The sequence below is a fragment of the Pedobacter terrae genome, from assembly GCF_900100705.1.
Lineage (GTDB): Bacteria > Bacteroidota > Bacteroidia > Sphingobacteriales > Sphingobacteriaceae > Pedobacter > Pedobacter terrae.
Genome location: NZ_FNCH01000001.1, coordinates 649,403 through 668,947 on the forward strand (window position 1 = coordinate 649,403; position 19,545 = coordinate 668,947).

The window sequence follows — 19,545 nt, forward strand, 5'->3', positions numbered from 1 at the left end:
TTACAGCTTTTTAGTGGTTGCACATTCACTCTGGCAACAGCAGGCTTTACCAACGCATTTACCGGCTGCCCACTGATCTAGATTTTTGATCACCTGTTCCATCCTTGCCTTGGTATCAGCCTGATCAGCGGGTAAAGGAACGTTAGCCACTTTCATACCGGCCAGCCCGGCGGTGGTAAGGTCGAGATGATCTGTTTGTGAAGATGAAGTAGCAATGTATTTGATACCGAGTGTTCTAAGTCCTAAGATCATATCACTACTTAGTTCGTCATTGTTAAAAACCAAAAGCGCCTCTTTACCGGTTGCAAATGAAAGCGTATCGGCTGTTAAGCTATTGGCTATGATGGTGATATCGTGTTTTTTGTAATTGGCAAGTACCAACCATTCCTTTTCATCGGGCTTAATGTTGTAAGCTATAGCTTTCATATACAGTATTTATATATGCAAAACTATGGAGGAAGCGTAAGGCAACAGGTGAGGATGCTTAGAGAAAAAAATGATAATGGTTACTTTTTTAGTCTGAGGTCTTGAGTCTTGAGTCGGTTGAATAGTGATCAATAAAACAAGTTTGGAGTTTGGAGAGGATTAACCGATTTAAAATGAGCCAGTGAAATAATTTAGAAGTTAAGATTTAGATAGATTCTATAATACGATCGTCATTTCGACTGAAGCGTAGCGAAATGGAGAAATCTTTGAACTTAATTAAAAGATTTCTCCCCGCCTGTACGGGCAGGCACTGCGGTTGAAATGACGATCTCTGTGGGAATCAATGACCAATCCCCAGTTAACCGATTAACCAATTTAAACAGTTAACCAGATGAACAATGAGCCAAACACCTTACTGCTTAATATTCCTGAGTTTTTCGATAGATAAAATATTAATGGCATTACCGGTTTTATCAATCAGTTTTTCATCTTTAAAATCAGCCAGCATTCTGCTTACAGTTTCACTGGCGGTGCCCACCAATGCAGCAAGATCATCTCGCGAGATCCGGATGGTACAGGTATCAGTCTTCCCATCGCCAAATTTTGTAGCCACCTGCAGTAAAGCTTCAGCTACTCTTTTTCTTACTGATGAGTAAGCCAATTGAAGCATCTGTTTTCCTTTATCACGTACATTACCAGAAAACAGACCAATAAATGTTTTAGATACAGCCTGGTGATTTAACAGGTATTCCATAAAATCCGCTTTTGGAATATGGATAATTTCTGATTCGGTGAGTGTAGCTGCGTTTTCTGCATAGAATTCGCCATTGCATAAACTTTCGTAACCAAAAAAATCGCCATCATGGTAAAGTCCTGAAGAGAGTTCCCTACCATCTTTAAAACGTTTGTAAGTTTTCACCTGCCCTTTATTTACATAATACAGGTGTGTAGGCTCATCACCTTCTATATAAATTACTTGTTTGCTGTTTACCGCTCTCGGTTTTCCTTTTTTGCGCAGCTCTTCCATTACTGTTTCACCGTTGCTATCTGTTGAACTAAAACCGGCGGCTTGTTGCTTTTTCTTAAACCTGCTTTCTATGGCTCTAAAAAGTTCGGTATCATCAAAAGGTTTAGTGAGGTAATCATCGGCACCCATTTCCATACCTTTCCGCATATCTGCCCGCTCCGTTTTTGCCGTAATGAAAATGAAAGGGATATTGGCCGTTTTCGGATTTTTGTTCAACAGGTACAAAACACCATATCCATCCAACTCCGGCATCATAATATCGCACAGAATTACATCAGGCAAATGATTGACAGCCATTTCTACACCGATTTTGCCGTGTTTAGCCATAAAAGTTTGGTAACCTGCCAAATCGAGCACTTCGGCAGTACTTTCCCTGATGTCGTCATTATCTTCAATAATTAAAACTTTTTTGTTCATGGGATCAATCTAAAATTGTAAAATGGTTTCTACAGGAAAAGTAAGCTTAAATACCGTACCAGAATGCTGCTCGCTATTGCAGGTTACTGTTCCGTTCATCAGGCTAACGTATCTTTTCACAATGTTAAGCCCCAGCCCTGTTCCCGGAATATCGCCGGTATTGTGTGCCCTGAAAAATGGTTCAAAGAGGTTGTCCTGATCAGCAGCTGGAATGCCAATGCCATTATCTTTTACCTCTAAAATCAGTTCATCATTTTTTAAAATGGAATTGAACTGGATGAGTGTATCCTCACCACTATATTTGATTGAATTGGAAATGAGGTTGATGATACAATTTTTCAACAGGTTCGGATCCAGGTAAACCTCGGCGGTTGTTCCGGTATGTTCGTAAATAATATGCTGGTTCTGTTTGGTCATCATCTGCATCTCTTCTGCTATTTCTTCTGCAAAGCTGATGATGTTAAAAGCCTGTGCCGATGCCTCCACTTTACCTGCTTCAAGTTTTTCCAGCGAAAGGAAATCATTTAATATCGTAGTGAGGTTGTTAATGGAGTTTTTGATTTTCAGCGTATGCTTTTCTACACTGGCCACATCCTGTTTGACGGTATATTTATCAATTAAAGATGCTGATAGCTGGATGGAACTAAGGGGCGTCCTGAATTCGTGCGATGCCATAGATACAAACCTGGTTTTAAGCTGATTTAACTCTTTTTCCTTTTGAAAAAGTGCACGCATATTTTCTTTTGCCATTTCAAGTTCTGATACAAGCTTAACGAGGTCTCGTGTACGCTCCTTTATCTTAACTTCCAGTTTTTCAGTATAACTTTTAATCTGTTCTTCGTTTGCCTTCTCTTTACTTAAATCGTGAATAAACCCCGTATAAATTTTACGGTCGCTAAATTTGATCTCGCTCACGCCTAACCTGAAAGGAAATATAGAGCCATCTTTACGCTTGCCAGAAACTTCTCTACCGATGCCGATAATATGTTTCTGCCCGGTATGTTCATACCTGGAGAGGTATTCATCATGGCGCGAATGATCGGGTTCAGGCATCAGAACCGAAATGTTTTTGCCCACCAACTCTTCCCTTTGATAACGGAAAAGCTCAAGTGCTGCAGGGTTTAAATGTTCTATAATTCCCTTTTCATCAATAGTAATAATCCCATCAATAGCGTTTTCAATAATCGCATCCAAAAATTTCGACCTATCCATTATATGTTTTAAGTATATGTCAGTAAATATAGAAAAAGTATTACTGATCTCTTTTCTTAACCAACAATCAGTGCGTCGAGTTTATTTTTAGAACTGGCCAACTGTTCATATAATTGCATAAATTCATCAGATGCCTGATCTGCCATTTCGCTGAAAAGTTTTTTATAATAATTGATTCCTTCTGTCAGCTGCAGTTTAAATCCATTTAATTGTTTTATTTTTTTATCGCTGAAATGCTGCAACTGTTGTTTAATATCTTCCTGTAGGTAATCGATATAGAGATTAAGCTCTTTGATAAAAACGTGAGGACGCTCTACCTGCTCCAAAAGGTTGACTTTGCCATAAATATGACCAACCATCTCATCAAAAGCGTATAGATCAGAGAAATAAGCCAGGTTTGGCCCCGGACATATGGCTACGGCTTTATTTTCTTTTGGTTTAAGCATATCGTATTTGAGGTAAGTAGACGAACAGAGCCCTTCGCAAAGGCATATTTTTCCGGTAACCTCTTTGAATTTTTTTTCGTACTCTTCAGCAGTTAACCCGGCCGTTTGAAGGCTTTTGATCTTTAAGTGCTGATATTCCCGCGATGCAGTGCAAATGGCTTGTTCGGTAAATTCGGTATTGTTGCAGAGGTATTTCTTGGTGCACGGACTGCCTGGTCTGCCCTTTTCAATCCGCTCGGTCCGCTGCTGTTCTACGGTACTGTTTCTGAAATTATTAAAGCGAATGCCCAATGGTGAAGCGTCGCTCAAATAAAAATCCTTTTCGGTCGCGCCCGTGAGTTGTGCTAAAGTATCCGCATCAACATTGGTTACTTCTGGCACCAATAAAAAAGGACTTCCCCAACCTGTGGCATCAAGCTGATAATGTTGCAGCAAAAAGTGATGTTCTGCAGCGGTTCCGATTCCGCCCTGAACGGTAATTTTTTGTTGGGGTTCTTTTTCGATCTGAATTCCTTTTTGCTCAATAGCAACCTGATACATCTCAAAAAGCTCCTGATACATGTCTCTTCTTTTCGTTTTAAATTCTTCCAGGATCGGGCCTAACAGATAACCTTCGGTAGCAAATGCATGACCACCACAGTTTAAACCCGATTCAATTCTGAATTCGGATACCCACAATCCTTTTTTGGCCAGAAATTTAGCCTGGATCAAAGCAGACCGGAAATCGCTTACTTTTAAGATAATCCGCTTTTTTAATGAAGCATTCTGATCTGGCAAAAAGTCTGCGAATTGCTCCATATAGCTGTATAATTTAGGATTCATGCCTGCAGAAAGCACCACTGAAGCATTGAGTTTACTCTCAGCAAAACCGCGTAAAGCAGCCAAAGCATCTGTATGAGTATCACCAGTATATTCGCCATCAACATAGTTCATTTTATCTACCTTGGCCATAATATTAACATCAATGCTACCCAGGCGCATTGCATTTTTTAGTACAGATTGAAAGATCTGTTTGGCTTCTCCTTCAGGATACTCCATCATCAGTTCGTAACCATGTTTCAGCTTTGAGGTATCAGGCAAGAGTTCGAAATAACGGCAGATATCGCTTCCCTCTATAAAATTCTGCTGTTTTAAAGTTTTAAAATCCTGATAAATGCACTCTGATAAAAAGTTGAGGTATGCGGTGATCCGTCTGCTGCGACTATCGGCTTCATTTTTACCAATGGGCGTGTAATGTATTAATCTGTTTTGCGAATGATAAGCACGCATCCGCTCCACCAATTCGTCATCAACAATAGAGAGTACGGAGGTAATGCCATACCGGGCAACTTTTAAAGGGGTATCAATAGAGTAACCCAATCCTAAAACGGGAATATGAAATGAATGTGACATGGTGTTTTTGATATAAAATTGGCTTTCAATAGGCCGAAGGCCAAATATTTTCTACAGCAAAACTACTTTGCATTAACGGAGGTTATGGTGATATGGCTCAATCCAAAAAATGAGCGCGATCACTTTTTTAGCCTGGTGTTTCTACGTATCAGATATTCTAATTTCGAAAGCCATTTATTGATCCACATATGACACCGATTCTGGATCTTCTTTATGATAACAGTTTATATTTGCGTTAGCAAAAAGAATATTTTAGGATAAAAATAAAGATCAACAATGAAAGCTATAGGATTTAAAACTTCACTGCCAATAAGTGAAAACGAAAGTTTTATCGAATTTGAAACGCCTGTTCCAAAGCCAGAGGGACGAGATTTACTCGTCAAAATAAAGGCCATCAGCGTAAATCCGGTTGATTTTAAGATCCGCCAGAACAGCGCGAAAGATACCGTACTGGAAAGGCCCAAAGTAATTGGCTGGGATGCTGTTGGAACAGTTGAAGCGATTGGTGAAGGTGTTTCGCTTTTCAAAACCGGAGACGAAGTATATTATGCCGGAGATTTAACCCGAAGCGGCTCGAATACAGAATACCAATTGATTGACGAGCGCATAGTGGGTTTAAAACCAGAAAAATTAACTAATGCTGAAGCCGCCGCAATGCCATTAACTGCACTTACAGCCTGGGAATCGCTTTACGACCGTATTCGCATCAGCGAACAAAAAGATAAAGGAAAAAGCGTCCTGATTATTGGTGGTGCAGGTGGCGTTGGCTCCATCGCCATACAATTGGCCAAGAAGATTAGCGGTTTGAAAGTGATTGCTACATCGTCGAGAGCAGAAACAAAAGACTGGTGTAAAGCCATGGGAGCAGATGTGGTGGTAGATCATAAAAACCTGGTTGAAGAAATGCGTGCTGCAGGTTTAAAGGATGTAGATTTTATTCTTGACTTTGTAGATCTGAACAGTTATTGGGATGACGTTGTTGAGCTGATTAAACCACAAGGTCATATTGTATCGATAACTGGGTCAGCAACACCTATTGCGCTAAATAAATTAAAAAACAAAAGTGTTACTTTTTCATGGGAACTGATGTATACCCGTTCCATGTATCAAACTGATGATATGGAACAGCAGCACCATATTTTAAACGAGCTGGCCAAATTATTGGACAATGGCACGCTTAAAACTACATTAAACCAAACACTAAAGGGGTTTACGGCAGAAAACTTAAAAGAAGCTCACCGCTTACTGGAAAGTGGCAAAACCATTGGTAAGGTGGTTATTGAATACTAGAAAAAATGCACAAAAAAAGAGAGAAGCCGGTTAAGCTTCTCTCTTTTTTTTACCCTGTTTCAACTAAACTTTAGTCCTGTTTTCTGAACTTCTTTTTAACTGCGCGTTAATGCGTTCCAAAACATCGTAAATATCGAAAGGTTTGCTAATGAAATCATCGGCGAATGCATCAATTGCTTTTTGCTCGCTATTGTTCTGTGCAGACATTACAATAATAGGGATGTGTTTGGTAAATATATCAGTTTTTAAATCTTCGCATATTTCTGCTCCGTTTCCATCCGGTAACATTACATCTAACAAGAAAAGATCAGGCATTGCATCCTGGATATTTTTCTTAAGCTCTGCAAAAGATGAAGAAAGCTGTAATTCAAATCCCTCCTCTTTTAACAGGATTTCAATCACGTTTCTGATTTCCTGATCGTCTTCTAAAATGTGTATTCGTTTTTTTTCCATGTTCAAATTATATGTTTGGTATGTCCGTTCGCGTGGAATGCGCTACACGATAGTAACAGTAACACCCAAGCCCTCTAAATGTTTTACAATTTGTTCAGAAATTCCCTTATCTGTGATAATGTGGTCAATTTCTTCCAATCCGCATATCTTTCCAAAGCCTCTTTTTCCAAATTTAGTAGAATCGGCCAGTACAATTGTTTTTTGCGATGCGCCGATCATTTTGCGGTTTAAATGTGCCTCCATGGCATTTGTAGTCGTTATTCCAAAATCCAGATCAATGCCGTCTACCCCTAAAAATAGTTTATTAAAATAAAAATCCTGCAAAACCTGCTCCGCATAAGCCCCCATAACCGACGACGAACTTTTTCTAAGTATGCCACCCAACTGTATCACTTCAATACTTGGCTCACGCATTAATTCAAGCGCAACATTTAATGCTGAAGTAACCACCGTTAAATTTGTTGCAGGGGCAATATTCTTCGCAAAATATAATACGGTGGTTCCCGAAGCGATTACAATAGAATCATTATCATTCAGCAATGCTGCTGCAGCCATCCCGATTTTATTCTTTTCGGTAGATTGTATTTTTTCTTTTTCGTTAACGGGACGGTCAACCGTATAAGGGTTATTTATGGTTGCACCACCATGTGTTCTAAACAGCAGGCTCTTGTCTTCCAGTAGTTTTAAGTCCTTTCTTATTGTTACAGAAGATACTTTCAGTTCCTTACATAAATCCACAACATTTATGTATTGATCTCGTTGCAGGCGACTTAAAATAAACTGGTGCCTCTCAGCCAAATTCATCATAGTATATTAAATTAGCGTGCTGCAAATTAGCAATAAAAACATTCTTTAATATATTTTAAACAAATATTTAATAAATTTTTAACCCTTCCACTGTATTATTTCAATCGCAATTTCTTATAATTACGAATTATTTCGTTTTGTTATTTTTTAAACACCAATGAAGAGATTACATGTCCATCATTTTGAAGACAACATCATTTGGGACTTCATTATCATTGGCGGCGGTGCTACAGGCTTAGGCACGGCTTTAGATGCAGCAAGCCGGGGCTATAAAACCTTATTGGTAGAACAAGCTGATTTTGCCAAAGGAACATCAAGCAGAAGTACCAAACTGGTGCATGGAGGCGTTCGCTACCTTGCACAGGGCGATATTGGTTTGGTTAAACATGCTTTGAAAGAACGTGGTTTATTACAACAAAACGCTAAACACTTGGTAGATAAAGAAGAATTCCTGATTCCCTGCTATGATTGGTTTTCTGTTGTAAAATATTTAACCGGACTTACCCTTTACGATTGGCTGGCAGGTAAATATAGCTTTGGCAAATCTAGGTTTTTCTCGAAAAAAGAAACCTTAACTAGGATGCCTGGTATTAAGGAGAAGGGATTAAAAGGAAGCATCAGGTATTATGACGGAAAGTTTGATGATGCCCGTTTGGCGATCAACATTGCACAAACTGCCATTGAGAAAGGCGCATCATTATTAAACTACACCAAAGTAACAGGACTATTAAAAAGTGGCGATACGGTTACCGGTATTGAAACAGAGGATACGATAACAGGCTCAACAGCCAAATATAATGGCAAAATTGTCATTAATGCAACAGGTGTATTTGTTGATGATATCCTGCACATGAATAATCCTGATACTAAAAAGATGGTCCGCCCCAGTCAGGGTGTACATGTAGTATTGGAGAAAAGCTTTTTGAATAGCGAATCGGCCTTAATGATCCCTAAAACAACTGATGGACGAGTTTTATTTGCCGTTCCATGGCATGAACATTTACTGGTAGGCACAACTGATACTCCATTAAATAAGCATAGCCTCGAGCCGCGCGCTTTAAAAGAAGAAGTAGATTTTATCATGGATACTGCGGCAGCCTATTTTAATCGCAAGCCGATGGAAAAGGATATTTTAAGTGTATTTTCAGGTTTACGTCCATTAGCCGCCCCCACAAATGGCGATGGAAACAGTACAAAGGAAATTAGCAGAGATCATAAACTGATTGTTTCTGCAAAGGGATTGATTACCATTACAGGTGGAAAGTGGACTACTTATCGACTAATGGCAGAAGAAACTGTGAATTTAGCCATTGCGCATGCAGGTTTAAAACCGAAAGCATGTGTAACACAAAATTTAAGCATACATGGCAGCGTAGCTGATACAGGAAAGGGTCATTTAGCCATATATGGATCAGATCGCAGTAATATTGAAGCCTTGATCAGGCAAAATCCAAACCTTGAAAAGCCTTTACATCCATCCTTTCCTTTTACAGAGGCCGAGGTGGTTTGGTCTGCCAGAAATGAAATGGCAGAAACTGTAGAAGATATTTTGAGCAGACGACTTAGGATATTATTTATTGATGCACAAGCTGCAAAAGATATGGCACCAAGGGTAGCCTCGCTCCTGTCTAAAGAATTATCTGCTGATGAAAACTGGGAAGCCGATCAAATTGAAACTTTTAATAAATTAGCCGATGGTTACCTTTATCATCAACCTATAAAATAAGCCAGGAAGGTATAGCCCCCTAACCAAATTTTTAATTATGAGCACATACATCTTATCCATCGATCAGGGAACCACGAGTTCGAGAGCCATTATATTTAATTCCAATGGCGAAATTGTGTCCATTGCCCAAAGGGAATTCACACAGATTTATCCTAAAGCGGGGTGGGTAGAACATGATCCAATGGAAATCTGGTCTACGCAACTGGCTGTTGTAACAGAAGTAATCGTTAAAGCAGGCTTAACCGTAAGCGATGTTAAGGCTATCGGAATTACCAATCAACGCGAAACTACTGTGGTTTGGGATAAGGAAACCGGAAAACCTATTTATAATGCCATTGTATGGCAAGACAGACGTAACGCTACCTATTGTGATGAAATTAAAGCACAGGGCTTGGCCGATAAAATTCAGGCAAAAACCGGCCTTATCATAGATTCTTATTTTTCTGCAACCAAAGCCCGATGGATTTTGGAAAATGTTGAAGGTGCAAGAGAAAAGGCTGAAGCAGGAAAACTGGCTTTTGGCACCATTGATACCTGGTTAATATGGAAATTAACAGCGGGCGAAAAACATGTAACCGACGTAACCAATGCCTCCAGAACCATGCTTTACAACATTCATACGCTAAGCTGGGATGAAGAATTGTTGGAACTTTTCTCTATACCCAAAACAATGCTTCCTGAAGTAAAATCATCGAGCGAAGTTTATGGTGTAACTGCCGGACGTATATTAGCCGCAAAAATCCCCATCGCAGGCATTGCCGGCGATCAGCAATCGGCACTTTTTGGGCAAATGTGTACCGAAATCGGAATGGTAAAAAACACCTATGGCACGGGCTGTTTCATGTTGATGAATATTGGTGAAAAACCAAAAATTTCCGCCAATAACCTATTAACCACTATCGCCTGGCAAATTAACGGCGAAGTAAATTATGCTTTAGAAGGGAGTATCTTCATTGGTGGCGCTGTTGTACAGTGGCTTCGTGATGAAATGGGGCTAATTTCCAAATCAGCAGATATAGAAACGTTAGCTAAAAAAGTTAAAGATACAGATGGCGTTTATGTTGTTCCTGCTTTTGCGGGATTGGGTGCTCCACACTGGGATCAACATGCACGCGGTACGATAACCGGATTAACCCGGGGAACAAACAAATCACATATTGCCAGAGCAGCGCTGGAAAGCATTGCCTATCAAACAATGGATGTGTTGAAAGCAATGGAAGCAGATGCAGGCGTAAATATTACCGAGTTAAGAGTAGATGGTGGCGCCACAGCCAATGATTTGTTGATGCAGTTTCAGGCCGATTTGTTGAACTGCAAAGTAATCAGACCAGATGTAACAGAAGTTACCGCTATTGGCGCTGCATATCTTGCGGGCTTAGCTACCGGTTTCTGGAAAAGTGTTGATGATATCCGGTCGCAATGGAAAATTAACAGAACTTTTATTGCAGAAGAAGGAATTGATAATACCGAAAGAATAAAGGGCTGGAACAGGGCGGTAAAAGCGGCAAGGGTAAATGCAGAAGACTAGTAAAAAACGGATTCGTCACCCTGAATCGAGCCTTTGCGAACTCACCGAAGGTAATTGATTTCAGGGTCTTAACTTTATGAATAGACTGCTTCTTACGAATCGCCTTATACCTAATTAAACCTAATCAATTATAAAACGCTTAATTTTTTACAATGAATGTATATCTTTCAGAGTTTATTGGTACAGCACTAATGATTCTTTTAGGAAACGGTGTAGTGGCTAACGTAGTACTTAAAGGTACTAAAGGGAATGATGGTGGGTGGATGGTCATTACAACGGCATGGGCACTTGCCGTATTTATAGGCGTAGTTGTCGCCGGGCCCTATAGCGGGGCACATTTAAACCCGGTTGTAACCCTCGGACTCGCCATTGGAAAAGGATTTACCTGGGCATTGGTTCCATTTTATATTATGGCACAGTTGGCTGGGGCCATGACTGGATCTTTTCTGGTTTGGCTGTTGTATAAAGACCATTTCGACGCCACTGATGACCAGGCTTTAAAGGCTGCACCTTTTGCAACTGCTCCGGCCATCAGAAACATTTCCTCAAATTTATTATCAGAAATTACTGGTACTTTCGTTTTAATATTTGTGATCTTTTATTTTACCGATGCCAGTATGGGCACAAAAGAAACCGTTGCCACACCTATTGGTTTAGGCTCAATTGGTGCCATTCCGGTAGCATTTTTAGTCTGGGTAATTGGTTTGGGCTTAGGCGGCACGACCGGATATGCCATTAATCCGGCAAGAGATTTAGGGCCAAGGATTGTACATTTTTTAATCCCAATGAAGGGAAAAGGAAGCAGCGACTGGGCTTATGCCTGGGTACCCATTGTTGGACCTATTATTGGATCAGTTTTGGCTGCAACTGCATTTTTATTGATTAGTAAATAATGATTGAAAATCGTCATCTTCACACAGGCGCAATCCCGAAAGTTCGGGATATCTATCTATCTATCTATCTATTCAGATTTAGCTCTTTGGTAATCTCGGTTTCATTGTATTCCGCTATCATTGACAGCATCCATTTTGATCAGTCGTCATCCGATAGCTAGCTATCGGATCTCGCACATGCGGGAACCACAACGTGCCCAGCGAAGCTAATCTTAAAGTGCTACCATTACTATTATTCATAAGTTTTCCTTTTCTGATGGACAATCATGATACAGCGTGGTTTCCATTATATAGCTATCGGATGACTATCCAACGGGAAGATTCATGGAAGCTGAATTCTCATTCTTATGGAGTTACACCTTAAATCGTTTCTCAAATGACCTGCAATTTAATTATGCAACTACCGAATAATAGTTATCTTTGAAATAACATCGCGCTACTATTTACCTAACCAATCAGAATTGCAAGCATACTTCCTTGTTGTTGATACCGAAACTTCGGGCCTGCCTAAAAATTGGACGGCACCTTATTCTAAAGAAAAAAACTGGCCCTACATTGTCCAAATTGCCTGGATTATTTATGATCAATCCTACCAGGAGATTAGGCGGGAAAATCACTACATTAAAAACATCGATTTCAGCATTGATAAGGCTGCGTTAAAAATTCATAAAATTACGCCGGAATATCTACAAAAGCATGGGGAAAACAAAGAGAAGGTGATGTTGCATTTTGCTGAAGATATAGAAAGATACAAACCTCTGGTTATCGGGCATTTTATTGAACTTGATTACCACATGGTAAATGCTGAATTATACCGGATCGGTAAAGAAAATATATTTAAAAACCTGACTTTCTTTTGTACAATGAAAGCAAGCGCTCCTTATATAACCAATACGGTGATCAGCCATTTAAAATTGGATAAATTTTATACCATTTTGTTCAATGAAGCACCCGAAAACAGCCATAATGCTTTATCTGATACGTTAAATACGGCAAAGATTTTCTTTCATCTTTTAAAAACAGGTAAAATTAGCTTAACTTCAGTCTACCATCAGGAACACACTTTTAACATGGAGAAAGAAGAGAGAAAAGAATTTTCGTTTAAAAGAATTTTACAGGAACTTTTTAATGGAAGATAAACTAGCTGATCAAATTTATACCGCCCGTATTGGAAACATTACTTTCAGAAAAATTGTGAGTTGCAGTCCGGGCACACCAATTTTTGAAGCGGCCATTAAAATGTCGGAGCAAAAAACCAGCTGTCTTTTTATTAAGAATGAACAGGGCGATTATCTGGGTTTTGTAACTGATATTAATTTAAGAGATAATGTAATTGCCAAGCGACTCGATTCAAATCTACCTATTGATGAGGTGATGGATACCCATATTGTGACCATAACACCGGATGCCTATGTTTACGAAGCGATATTGATGATGTTCAGTAAAAAATCGCGCTATCTGTTGGTAAACGACAAGGGAAATTATGTTGGCTTTCTGAGCAGAAACCGTCTTTTAAGCGAACAGGCTGAGTCGCCATTAGTTTTTATCCAATCAGTAAAGTCGGCTGTAAATACCAGCGATTTAAAATTAAAGTGGCAGAAAGTGCCGGGTATTGTATCGCAACTGCTCAGCAGGGGTGTACATTCGAAAATTGTAAACGAAGTAGTTACCACTATTGCTGATACCATTTCCTTTAAAATTATTGAGGATGTTATTGCCAAATTAGGTCCGCCACCCGCAAAGTTTGTATTCATGGTTTTGGGTAGTGAAGGGAGAAAAGAACTGAGTTTAAAAACAGATCAGGACAATGCCATCATTTATGAAGATACCGATGAAGAGAATAGAGCCGCTGTAAGGACCTATTTTCTAGACCTGGCTACCCAGGTTTCTGATAAATTAAATTTTGTGGGCTTTGTATACTGTGATGGCGATTATATGGCTACCAATCCAAACTGGACCCATTCACTATCGCACTGGAAGTATAATTATAAAAACTGGATAGAGGAAGCGTTGCCAGAAACTGCTGTAAAATTTGCCGCATTTTTCGATTGCAGGGCTATTTATGGCGATCTGGCTATTATGGAAAGTTTAAGGTCTTTCGTTGATGAGGAATTACAGAAACCAATAGAAAAATTCTATGTGTACCTGGCCAAAAATGCTCTACTTTATGAGCCACCCCTCACCTATTTTAGAAATATCAGAACCCAAAAAATCCACAAAAAAGAGGTGTTTGATATTAAAACAGCCATGACCCCTATTGTAGATTTGGCAAGGGTTTATGCTTTACAGAACAGGATTTTCCAGAAAGAAAATACCGGCGAACGTTTAAAGGCTTTAAGAGAGTTGGGCGTATTTAGCGAAAATCAATTTAATGAACTTTCACAATCATACTATTATTTGATGGGTTTAAGGTTGAAACATCAGGCCAACCTTATTGTTAAAGACCAAGCCGCCCCTAATAATTTTATTGAAATTGATAGTTTAACTAAAATTGAAAAGGTAACGTTGATTGAAATCTTTAAAATAATCCTCAACTTTCAAAGCGGAATCAGAATGAAGTTTACCAATACGTTGGGGTAAGTGTTGAAGGGTTAAGAGCATAGCGTTTGGCGTTTAAAGACTTACTCGCAAAGCTATCCATCAAAGTGTCTATTATAAAGCAGCGGGAGTTCCCCTCCCATACGTCATTTCGAGCGGGGTGCAACGAAGTCGAGAACCCGAAGGCTCAGCGAAGCTAAATCTATTCCAAAGCAATTTCATCTAGACATCTCCATTCCACTACGTTTCATCCGATAGCTATTGGTTTTATTCCAGTATCTATCACGCTATCAATACCTTAACAGAAAATACCCTGAAATAAATAACCTTCGGTGACTCGCTAAGGCTCGATTTACTACGTAGCTTTCCGCTGCGCTACAGGTCAGGGTTGACGATCCTTCTTTTAAACAAAAAAGGTTCCGATTTGCATCGGAACCTTTTTTAAATATGATTATCGCTTAAGCGAAAATTTCTATTTTACTGCATCAATTACAGCTTTGAAAGCTTCTGGGTGATTCATTGCTAAATCAGCCAATACTTTACGGTTTAAACCGATTTCTTTTGAAGCTAGTTTACCGATTAATTGAGAGTAAGAAATACCGTGTTGACGTGCACCAGCGTTGATACGTTGGATCCACAAGCCGCGGAATTCTCTTTTCTTAACTTTACGGTCACGGTATGCATATTGCAAACCTTTCTCTACTGTGTTTTTAGCAACAGTATAAACCTTACTTCTTGCTCCCCAATAACCTTTGGCTAAATTAAGGATCTTTTTTCTTCTTCTTCTCGAAGCTACTGCGTTTACCGAACGTGGCATGTTGTTGTTGTTTTTTGGTAAGCGGCGTTCCGTTTAATCGGAAACTTAAGGCCTGATACCTGGTGAATTAATAAATTACTTTCCGATACAAAGCATACGTTTAACGTTACCCATATCAGCATCAGATACGATACTTGCTTGACCTAAGGCACGTTTACGTTTAGTACTCATCTTGGTTAAGATGTGACTTTTGTATGCGTTGTTTCTTTTGATTTTACCTGTTCCAGTAAGCGAAAAACGCTTTTTAGCACTGGAATTGGTTTTCATTTTTGGCATAACCTGTTTTTTAATTTATAAACCTATTTTTATTTTTTTGCTACTTTAGGCGCAACTGTAAGGAACATACGTTTACCTTCTAACTTAGGTAACAACTCTACTTTTCCTACATCTTCCAAAGCCTGGGCAAATTTTAACAATAAAATCTCTCCCTGCTCTTTGTAAACAATTGCTCTACCTTTAAAATGCACGTAAGCCCTAACCTTCTCACCGTTCTCTAAAAAGCTTACTGCATGCTTTAATTTAAACTGGAAATCGTGATCGTTGGTATTAGGACCAAAACGGATCTCCTTAATTACAGTTTGTTTTGCATTAGCTTTAATTTCTTTCTGCTTTTTCTTTTGCTCATAAACAAATTTACTGTAATCAATAATTCTACAAACTGGCGGTACAGCGTTTGGAGAAATCTCTACCAAATCCAATTCCAGTTCATCAGCAAGTGCCAAAGCTTTCGCCAAAGGATAAATCCCCGGTTCAACATTATCGCCAGCCAAACGCACTTCAGGCGATTTTATATACTGATTAATGTTATGCTCTGCTTCTTTTTTCTTAAAAGGTGGACGTGGCCCCCTGTTAAATCCTGGTCTTCCTAATGCCAAATGTGTATTATTTTAATTTAAACTGTTATTTCTTTTCTTAATAAATTATTGAACTCTTCCAAGGTCATTTCGCCTAAATCTCCCTCACCGTGTTTACGAACAGAAACTTTACCTTCTGCCATCTCTTTATCGCCGATAATGAGCATGTACGGGATCTTTTTAACTTCCGAATCGCGTATTTTGCGGCCGATTTTCTCATCACGAAAGTCAATCAGCCCGCGAATATCGGAATTATTTAGTTCATCTAAAACTTTTTTTGCATATTCTTCATATTTTTCTGAAATCGGAAGAATAATAAACTGTTCAGGACTTAACCATAACGGGAAGTTTCCGGCACAATGTTCGATCAAAACGGCAATAAATCTCTCTAATGAACCAAACGGCGCACGGTGAATCATTACCGGTCTGTGCTTTTGGTTATCACTACCAGTATATTCCAGTTCGAAACGCTCCGGTAAATTATAATCAACCTGAATAGTACCCAACTGCCATTTTCTACCCAAAGCATCTTTCACCATAAAATCAAGCTTAGGGCCATAAAATGCCGCTTCGCCATATTCTACAACAGTATTTAAGCCTTTTTCTGCAGCAGCTTCGATGATAGCCGTTTCTGATAATTTCCAGTTTTCATCAGAACCAATGTACTTCGATTTATTCTCCGGATCTCTTAACGAAACTTGTGCAGTATAGTTTTCAAATCCTAACGATTTAAATACATAAAGTACTAAATCGATCACCTTTTTAAACTCCTCTTTCACTTGCTCAGGCATGCAAAATAAGTGTGCATCATCTTGAGTAAAGCCGCGTACACGGGTTAAACCATGTAATTCGCCACTTTGTTCGTAACGGTAAACGGTACCAAACTCTGCAAAACGAACCGGAAGATCTTTGTAAGAACGTGGTTTTGTTTTATAAATTTCACAGTGGTGTGGGCAGTTCATCGGCTTTAAGAAGAACTCCTCTCCTTCCTGCGGAGTTTTAATCGGCTGGAAAGAATCTTTACCATATTTCTCCCAGTGACCTGAGGTTACATATAAATTTTTATGGCCGATATGTGGTGTTACTACTTGCTCATAACCTGCTTTAGCTTGTGCTTTAGTTAAGAAATTAACTAAACGTTCGCGCAAAGCAGTTCCTTTTGGCAACCATAACGGTAAGCCCATCCCTACTTTTTCTGAGAAAGCAAAAAGTTCGAGCTCTTTTCCCAGTTTACGGTGATCGCGCTTTTTTGCTTCCTCAATCATTAAAAGATATTCGGTAAGCTCGCTCGCCTTAGGGAAAGTTACACCATAAATACGGGTTAACTGTTTTTTAGTTTCATCGCCTCTCCAATAAGCACCAGCCACATTCATCAGTTTTACCGCTTTTACAAAGCCAGTATTCGGGATATGTGGACCACGGCATAAATCGGTAAATGAACCTTGAGTATAAAAAGTAATTTTACCATCCTCAAGGCCATCAATTAAATCTAATTTATACTCATCACCCTTTTCAGTAAAGTATTTTACCGCATCAGCCTTGCTTACACTTTCGCGAACAAAAGTTTCCTTTTGTTTGGCCAGTTCGATCATTTTGGTTTCAATGGCTTTGAAATCGTCCGAAGAAAATTCGCGGTCTCCAAAGTCTACATCATAATAAAAACCAGTTTCAATTGCCGGACCGATACCAAATTTAGTACCTGGATAAAGTGCTTCTAAAGCTTCAGCCATTAAGTGAGCGGATGAATGCCAAAAAGTCGATTTTCCGGCGGTATCATTCCAGGTCAATAATTTTACTGTTGAATCAGATTCGATTGGTCTTGTTGAATCCCAAACTTCGCCATTAACCTCGGCAGCTAATACGTTACGGGCTAAACCCTCAGAAATTGACAATGCAATTTGATGGGCAGAAGTGCCCTTTTCATACTGACGGACAGAACCGTCAGGTAAAGTAATGTTAATCATCTACAACTATGATTTAAATTTTAAATAAAAAAGTTTTAAAGATCACTTACAAGGTGATTTTATTTTGTACAAATCTACGAAATTTATACTGTTATTCAGCATTTAGGCTTAAAAATCTTACTTAGGCTGCAACCCTACTTCCTGCAAATAAACTTGCTGTATGGCTAATAAACTATCTGGGTATGCATTAAGTTTTTTATATTGAACATTGAGCTGCGCATAGTATTTTCCCTTTTCATCAACAGCTTTTGCCTGCAACATCTGTTTCGCTGTTTTACCATAGTCATTTATAGCCTTAAGATATTGTATTATACCTTCGTTAAATTTTGCAGCTGCCTTACTGGGTTGTAACCTTTCCATGTTCCGGAGGTTTATCTGCGAATTGTTGATGAGATGATTAGCCTTGTTTGATAAGTAAATTGAATCGGGAAAACCCTTTGCGTATACCCTCGAAGTATCTTTGAAAACGCTGTCTGCTTCATCAATCTGCTCCATCTGCCTTAAAAAAATGGAAGTTACTTTTTCGTTATACGCATAATCATTTGCTGAATTGCAACTAAAAAACAGTATTAAGGACAGAGAAAGCAAGGTATGTTTTAAAAAATTCATAGCCAGTTACTTATTGCTTAAAAATTTTTGTTTAAGGTATTTACGTAAGGGAATATCCAAAAACCTCATCACGAGATAAGAGAAAACGATTAAAAGCAATACCGAAACCGGGATAACCACCCACTGTAAGGAAGTTGATGGTTGAACATCCTCTACATAGGTTAAGAATATCCATAAAAATGGATAATGTACCATATAAAGTGGGTATGATATTTCGCCTGACAGATTACAGACCTTTTTAAACGATGGATTTAATGTTGTGCCTGCACCCAATGCGACTAAAAGTGGAAAGTAAAATATCACCAGAATCGGTTCGGTAATCCAGTTATATTTATCATTAAAAGGAACTAAAAATGCCGTGAGCAAAAGCGCGGTCATACCTAAAAAGCCAAGTTTATTTTTGATTATCCAATTTAAACGGTAAACCAGCATACCAGCTGTAAAAGAAAAAAGCACACGCGCTCCACCGTCCCAGAAATTCTGTCCACCCCAGCCACCGCCTATATTAGTGGCATTTACGGCAACATAACAAAGACATACCGCACCTATAAAAACCAAAGCCATCAATGATTTTTTGCCTAACCGATAAAGTACGAAAATGTAAAAAATATTGGCAATGTATTCCCAAAACAGCGACCAGGCCGGCGCATTTAAGCAGAACAAATTGGTATATCGCTCTGGCATGGCTGGGTAAGGTATTAAAAAAGCGGATGATAAAAACAAAAGCAAGGTTTTTCCGAATCCATAAACTTCGTAAAGATCGCTGTATGGATCAACCAGAAAAGTGATCAATCCTAAAACAGAACCGATAAATACCAGCGGATGCAAACGGATAAGCCTTAATTTAAAAAATTGTGTAATTCCGATGTGCGGCGCACGGCTATCGTATGCATAAGCGATTACAAAACCCGACAAACAGAAAAAAAAGTCTACAGCAAGAAAGCCATGAGAAAGAAAATTTTCGTTGTAATTGGTAATTACGATTTCCATAAAGTGATAGATCACCACTACAATGGCAGCTACTCCCCTTAGTCCATCTAAAATTTCGAAATGCTGTTTAGTCGCTAATAAGTTTGTCTTGTTTTCTGCTGTAATCACTTTTGCCAGGTTATATCTCAACCCAATAATAGTTATTCTTCAAGCGGA

General features: G+C 39.0%; 18 protein-coding genes. 6 read left to right on the forward strand and 12 right to left on the reverse strand.

Features of this window, described 5'->3' with window-relative positions; all coding sequences use genetic code 11:
- The 4 genes from BLR60_RS02825 to BLR60_RS02840 form a co-directional block, all read right to left on the reverse strand.
- Nucleotides 1-426 carry a Rossmann-fold NAD(P)-binding domain-containing protein gene (locus BLR60_RS02825; RefSeq protein ID WP_090496525.1) on the reverse strand — a complete coding sequence of 142 codons (426 nt, stop codon included), beginning with the start codon at nt 424-426 and terminating at the stop codon, nt 1-3.
- Nucleotides 427-838: 412 nt separating this feature from the next.
- Nucleotides 839-1,870 (reverse strand): response regulator, encoded by a 1,032-nt coding sequence (locus BLR60_RS02830; RefSeq protein ID WP_090496526.1) that lies wholly within the window; start codon nt 1,868-1,870, stop codon nt 839-841.
- A gap of 9 nt (nt 1,871-1,879) precedes the next feature.
- Nucleotides 1,880-3,082, reverse strand: coding sequence for a PAS domain-containing sensor histidine kinase (locus tag BLR60_RS02835; RefSeq protein ID WP_090496527.1), 1,203 nt, complete (start codon nt 3,080-3,082; stop codon nt 1,880-1,882).
- 56 nt (nt 3,083-3,138) lie between these two features.
- Nucleotides 3,139-4,920: a hypothetical protein gene (locus BLR60_RS02840; RefSeq protein WP_090496528.1), complete on the reverse strand. Its 1,782-nt coding sequence runs from the start codon at nt 4,918-4,920 to the stop codon at nt 3,139-3,141.
- A gap of 276 nt (nt 4,921-5,196) precedes the next feature.
- On the opposite strand from BLR60_RS02840, the gene BLR60_RS02845 reads away from it, so the two are divergent.
- The gene (locus BLR60_RS02845) at nt 5,197-6,210 is read left to right on the forward strand and encodes a zinc-binding alcohol dehydrogenase family protein (protein WP_090496530.1); all 1,014 of its coding nucleotides are present in this window, start codon (nt 5,197-5,199) and stop codon (nt 6,208-6,210) included.
- Nucleotides 6,211-6,273: 63 nt separating this feature from the next.
- On the opposite strand, the gene BLR60_RS02850 is transcribed toward BLR60_RS02845, so the two are convergent.
- Entirely contained in the window at nt 6,274-6,663 is a 390-nt protein-coding gene (locus tag BLR60_RS02850) for a response regulator transcription factor (RefSeq protein WP_090496531.1), read from the reverse strand.
- Nucleotides 6,664-6,705: 42 nt separating this feature from the next.
- A complete protein-coding gene (locus BLR60_RS02855) occupies nt 6,706-7,470 on the reverse strand; it encodes a DeoR/GlpR family DNA-binding transcription regulator (protein WP_090496532.1) in 765 nt (254 codons plus the stop codon).
- 157 nt (nt 7,471-7,627) lie between these two features.
- Here BLR60_RS02855 and BLR60_RS02860 point away from each other — a divergent pair, with 157 nt between their 5' ends.
- From BLR60_RS02860 to BLR60_RS02880, 5 genes are all read left to right on the forward strand, one after another.
- Nucleotides 7,628-9,196, forward strand: a complete 1,569-nt coding sequence (locus BLR60_RS02860; protein ID WP_090496534.1) for a glycerol-3-phosphate dehydrogenase/oxidase — start codon at nt 7,628-7,630, stop codon at nt 9,194-9,196.
- Nucleotides 9,197-9,233: 37 nt separating this feature from the next.
- Nucleotides 9,234-10,724: a glycerol kinase GlpK gene (glpK, locus tag BLR60_RS02865; RefSeq protein WP_208600554.1), complete on the forward strand. Its 1,491-nt coding sequence runs from the start codon at nt 9,234-9,236 to the stop codon at nt 10,722-10,724.
- A gap of 152 nt (nt 10,725-10,876) precedes the next feature.
- On the forward strand, nt 10,877-11,617 hold the full coding sequence (locus tag BLR60_RS02870; protein WP_090496538.1) for an MIP/aquaporin family protein: 741 nt from the start codon (nt 10,877-10,879) through the stop codon (nt 11,615-11,617).
- A 461-nt stretch (nt 11,618-12,078) separates the two neighbouring features.
- A complete protein-coding gene (locus BLR60_RS02875) occupies nt 12,079-12,756 on the forward strand; it encodes a 3'-5' exonuclease (RefSeq protein ID WP_167354669.1) in 678 nt (225 codons plus the stop codon).
- Complete coding sequence (locus tag BLR60_RS02880) at nt 12,746-14,197, forward strand: DUF294 nucleotidyltransferase-like domain-containing protein (RefSeq protein ID WP_090496542.1); 1,452 nt, start codon at nt 12,746-12,748, stop codon at nt 14,195-14,197. Before BLR60_RS02875 ends, BLR60_RS02880 begins: the two co-directional genes overlap by 11 nt.
- A gap of 430 nt (nt 14,198-14,627) precedes the next feature.
- On the opposite strand, the gene rplT is transcribed toward BLR60_RS02880, so the two are convergent.
- The 6 genes from rplT to BLR60_RS02910 form a co-directional block, all read right to left on the reverse strand.
- On the reverse strand, nt 14,628-14,972 hold the full coding sequence (gene rplT / locus BLR60_RS02885; protein ID WP_025144714.1) for a 50S ribosomal protein L20: 345 nt from the start codon (nt 14,970-14,972) through the stop codon (nt 14,628-14,630).
- Between the two features lie 75 nt (nt 14,973-15,047).
- Entirely contained in the window at nt 15,048-15,248 is a 201-nt protein-coding gene (gene rpmI, locus BLR60_RS02890; RefSeq protein WP_029279105.1) for a 50S ribosomal protein L35, read from the reverse strand.
- A 29-nt stretch (nt 15,249-15,277) separates the two neighbouring features.
- Nucleotides 15,278-15,847, reverse strand: a complete 570-nt coding sequence (gene infC / locus BLR60_RS02895; RefSeq protein WP_051691975.1) for a translation initiation factor IF-3 — start codon at nt 15,845-15,847, stop codon at nt 15,278-15,280.
- A gap of 17 nt (nt 15,848-15,864) precedes the next feature.
- Complete coding sequence (gene thrS / locus BLR60_RS02900) at nt 15,865-17,790, reverse strand: threonine--tRNA ligase (protein ID WP_090496544.1); 1,926 nt, start codon at nt 17,788-17,790, stop codon at nt 15,865-15,867.
- Between the two features lie 117 nt (nt 17,791-17,907).
- Nucleotides 17,908-18,399, reverse strand: a complete 492-nt coding sequence (locus tag BLR60_RS02905) for a hypothetical protein (RefSeq protein WP_090496545.1) — start codon at nt 18,397-18,399, stop codon at nt 17,908-17,910.
- Between the two features lie 6 nt (nt 18,400-18,405).
- Nucleotides 18,406-19,497 carry an acyltransferase family protein gene (locus BLR60_RS02910; protein WP_090496720.1) on the reverse strand — a complete coding sequence of 364 codons (1,092 nt, stop codon included), beginning with the start codon at nt 19,495-19,497 and terminating at the stop codon, nt 18,406-18,408.
- Nucleotides 19,498-19,545: the final 48 nt, after the last annotated feature.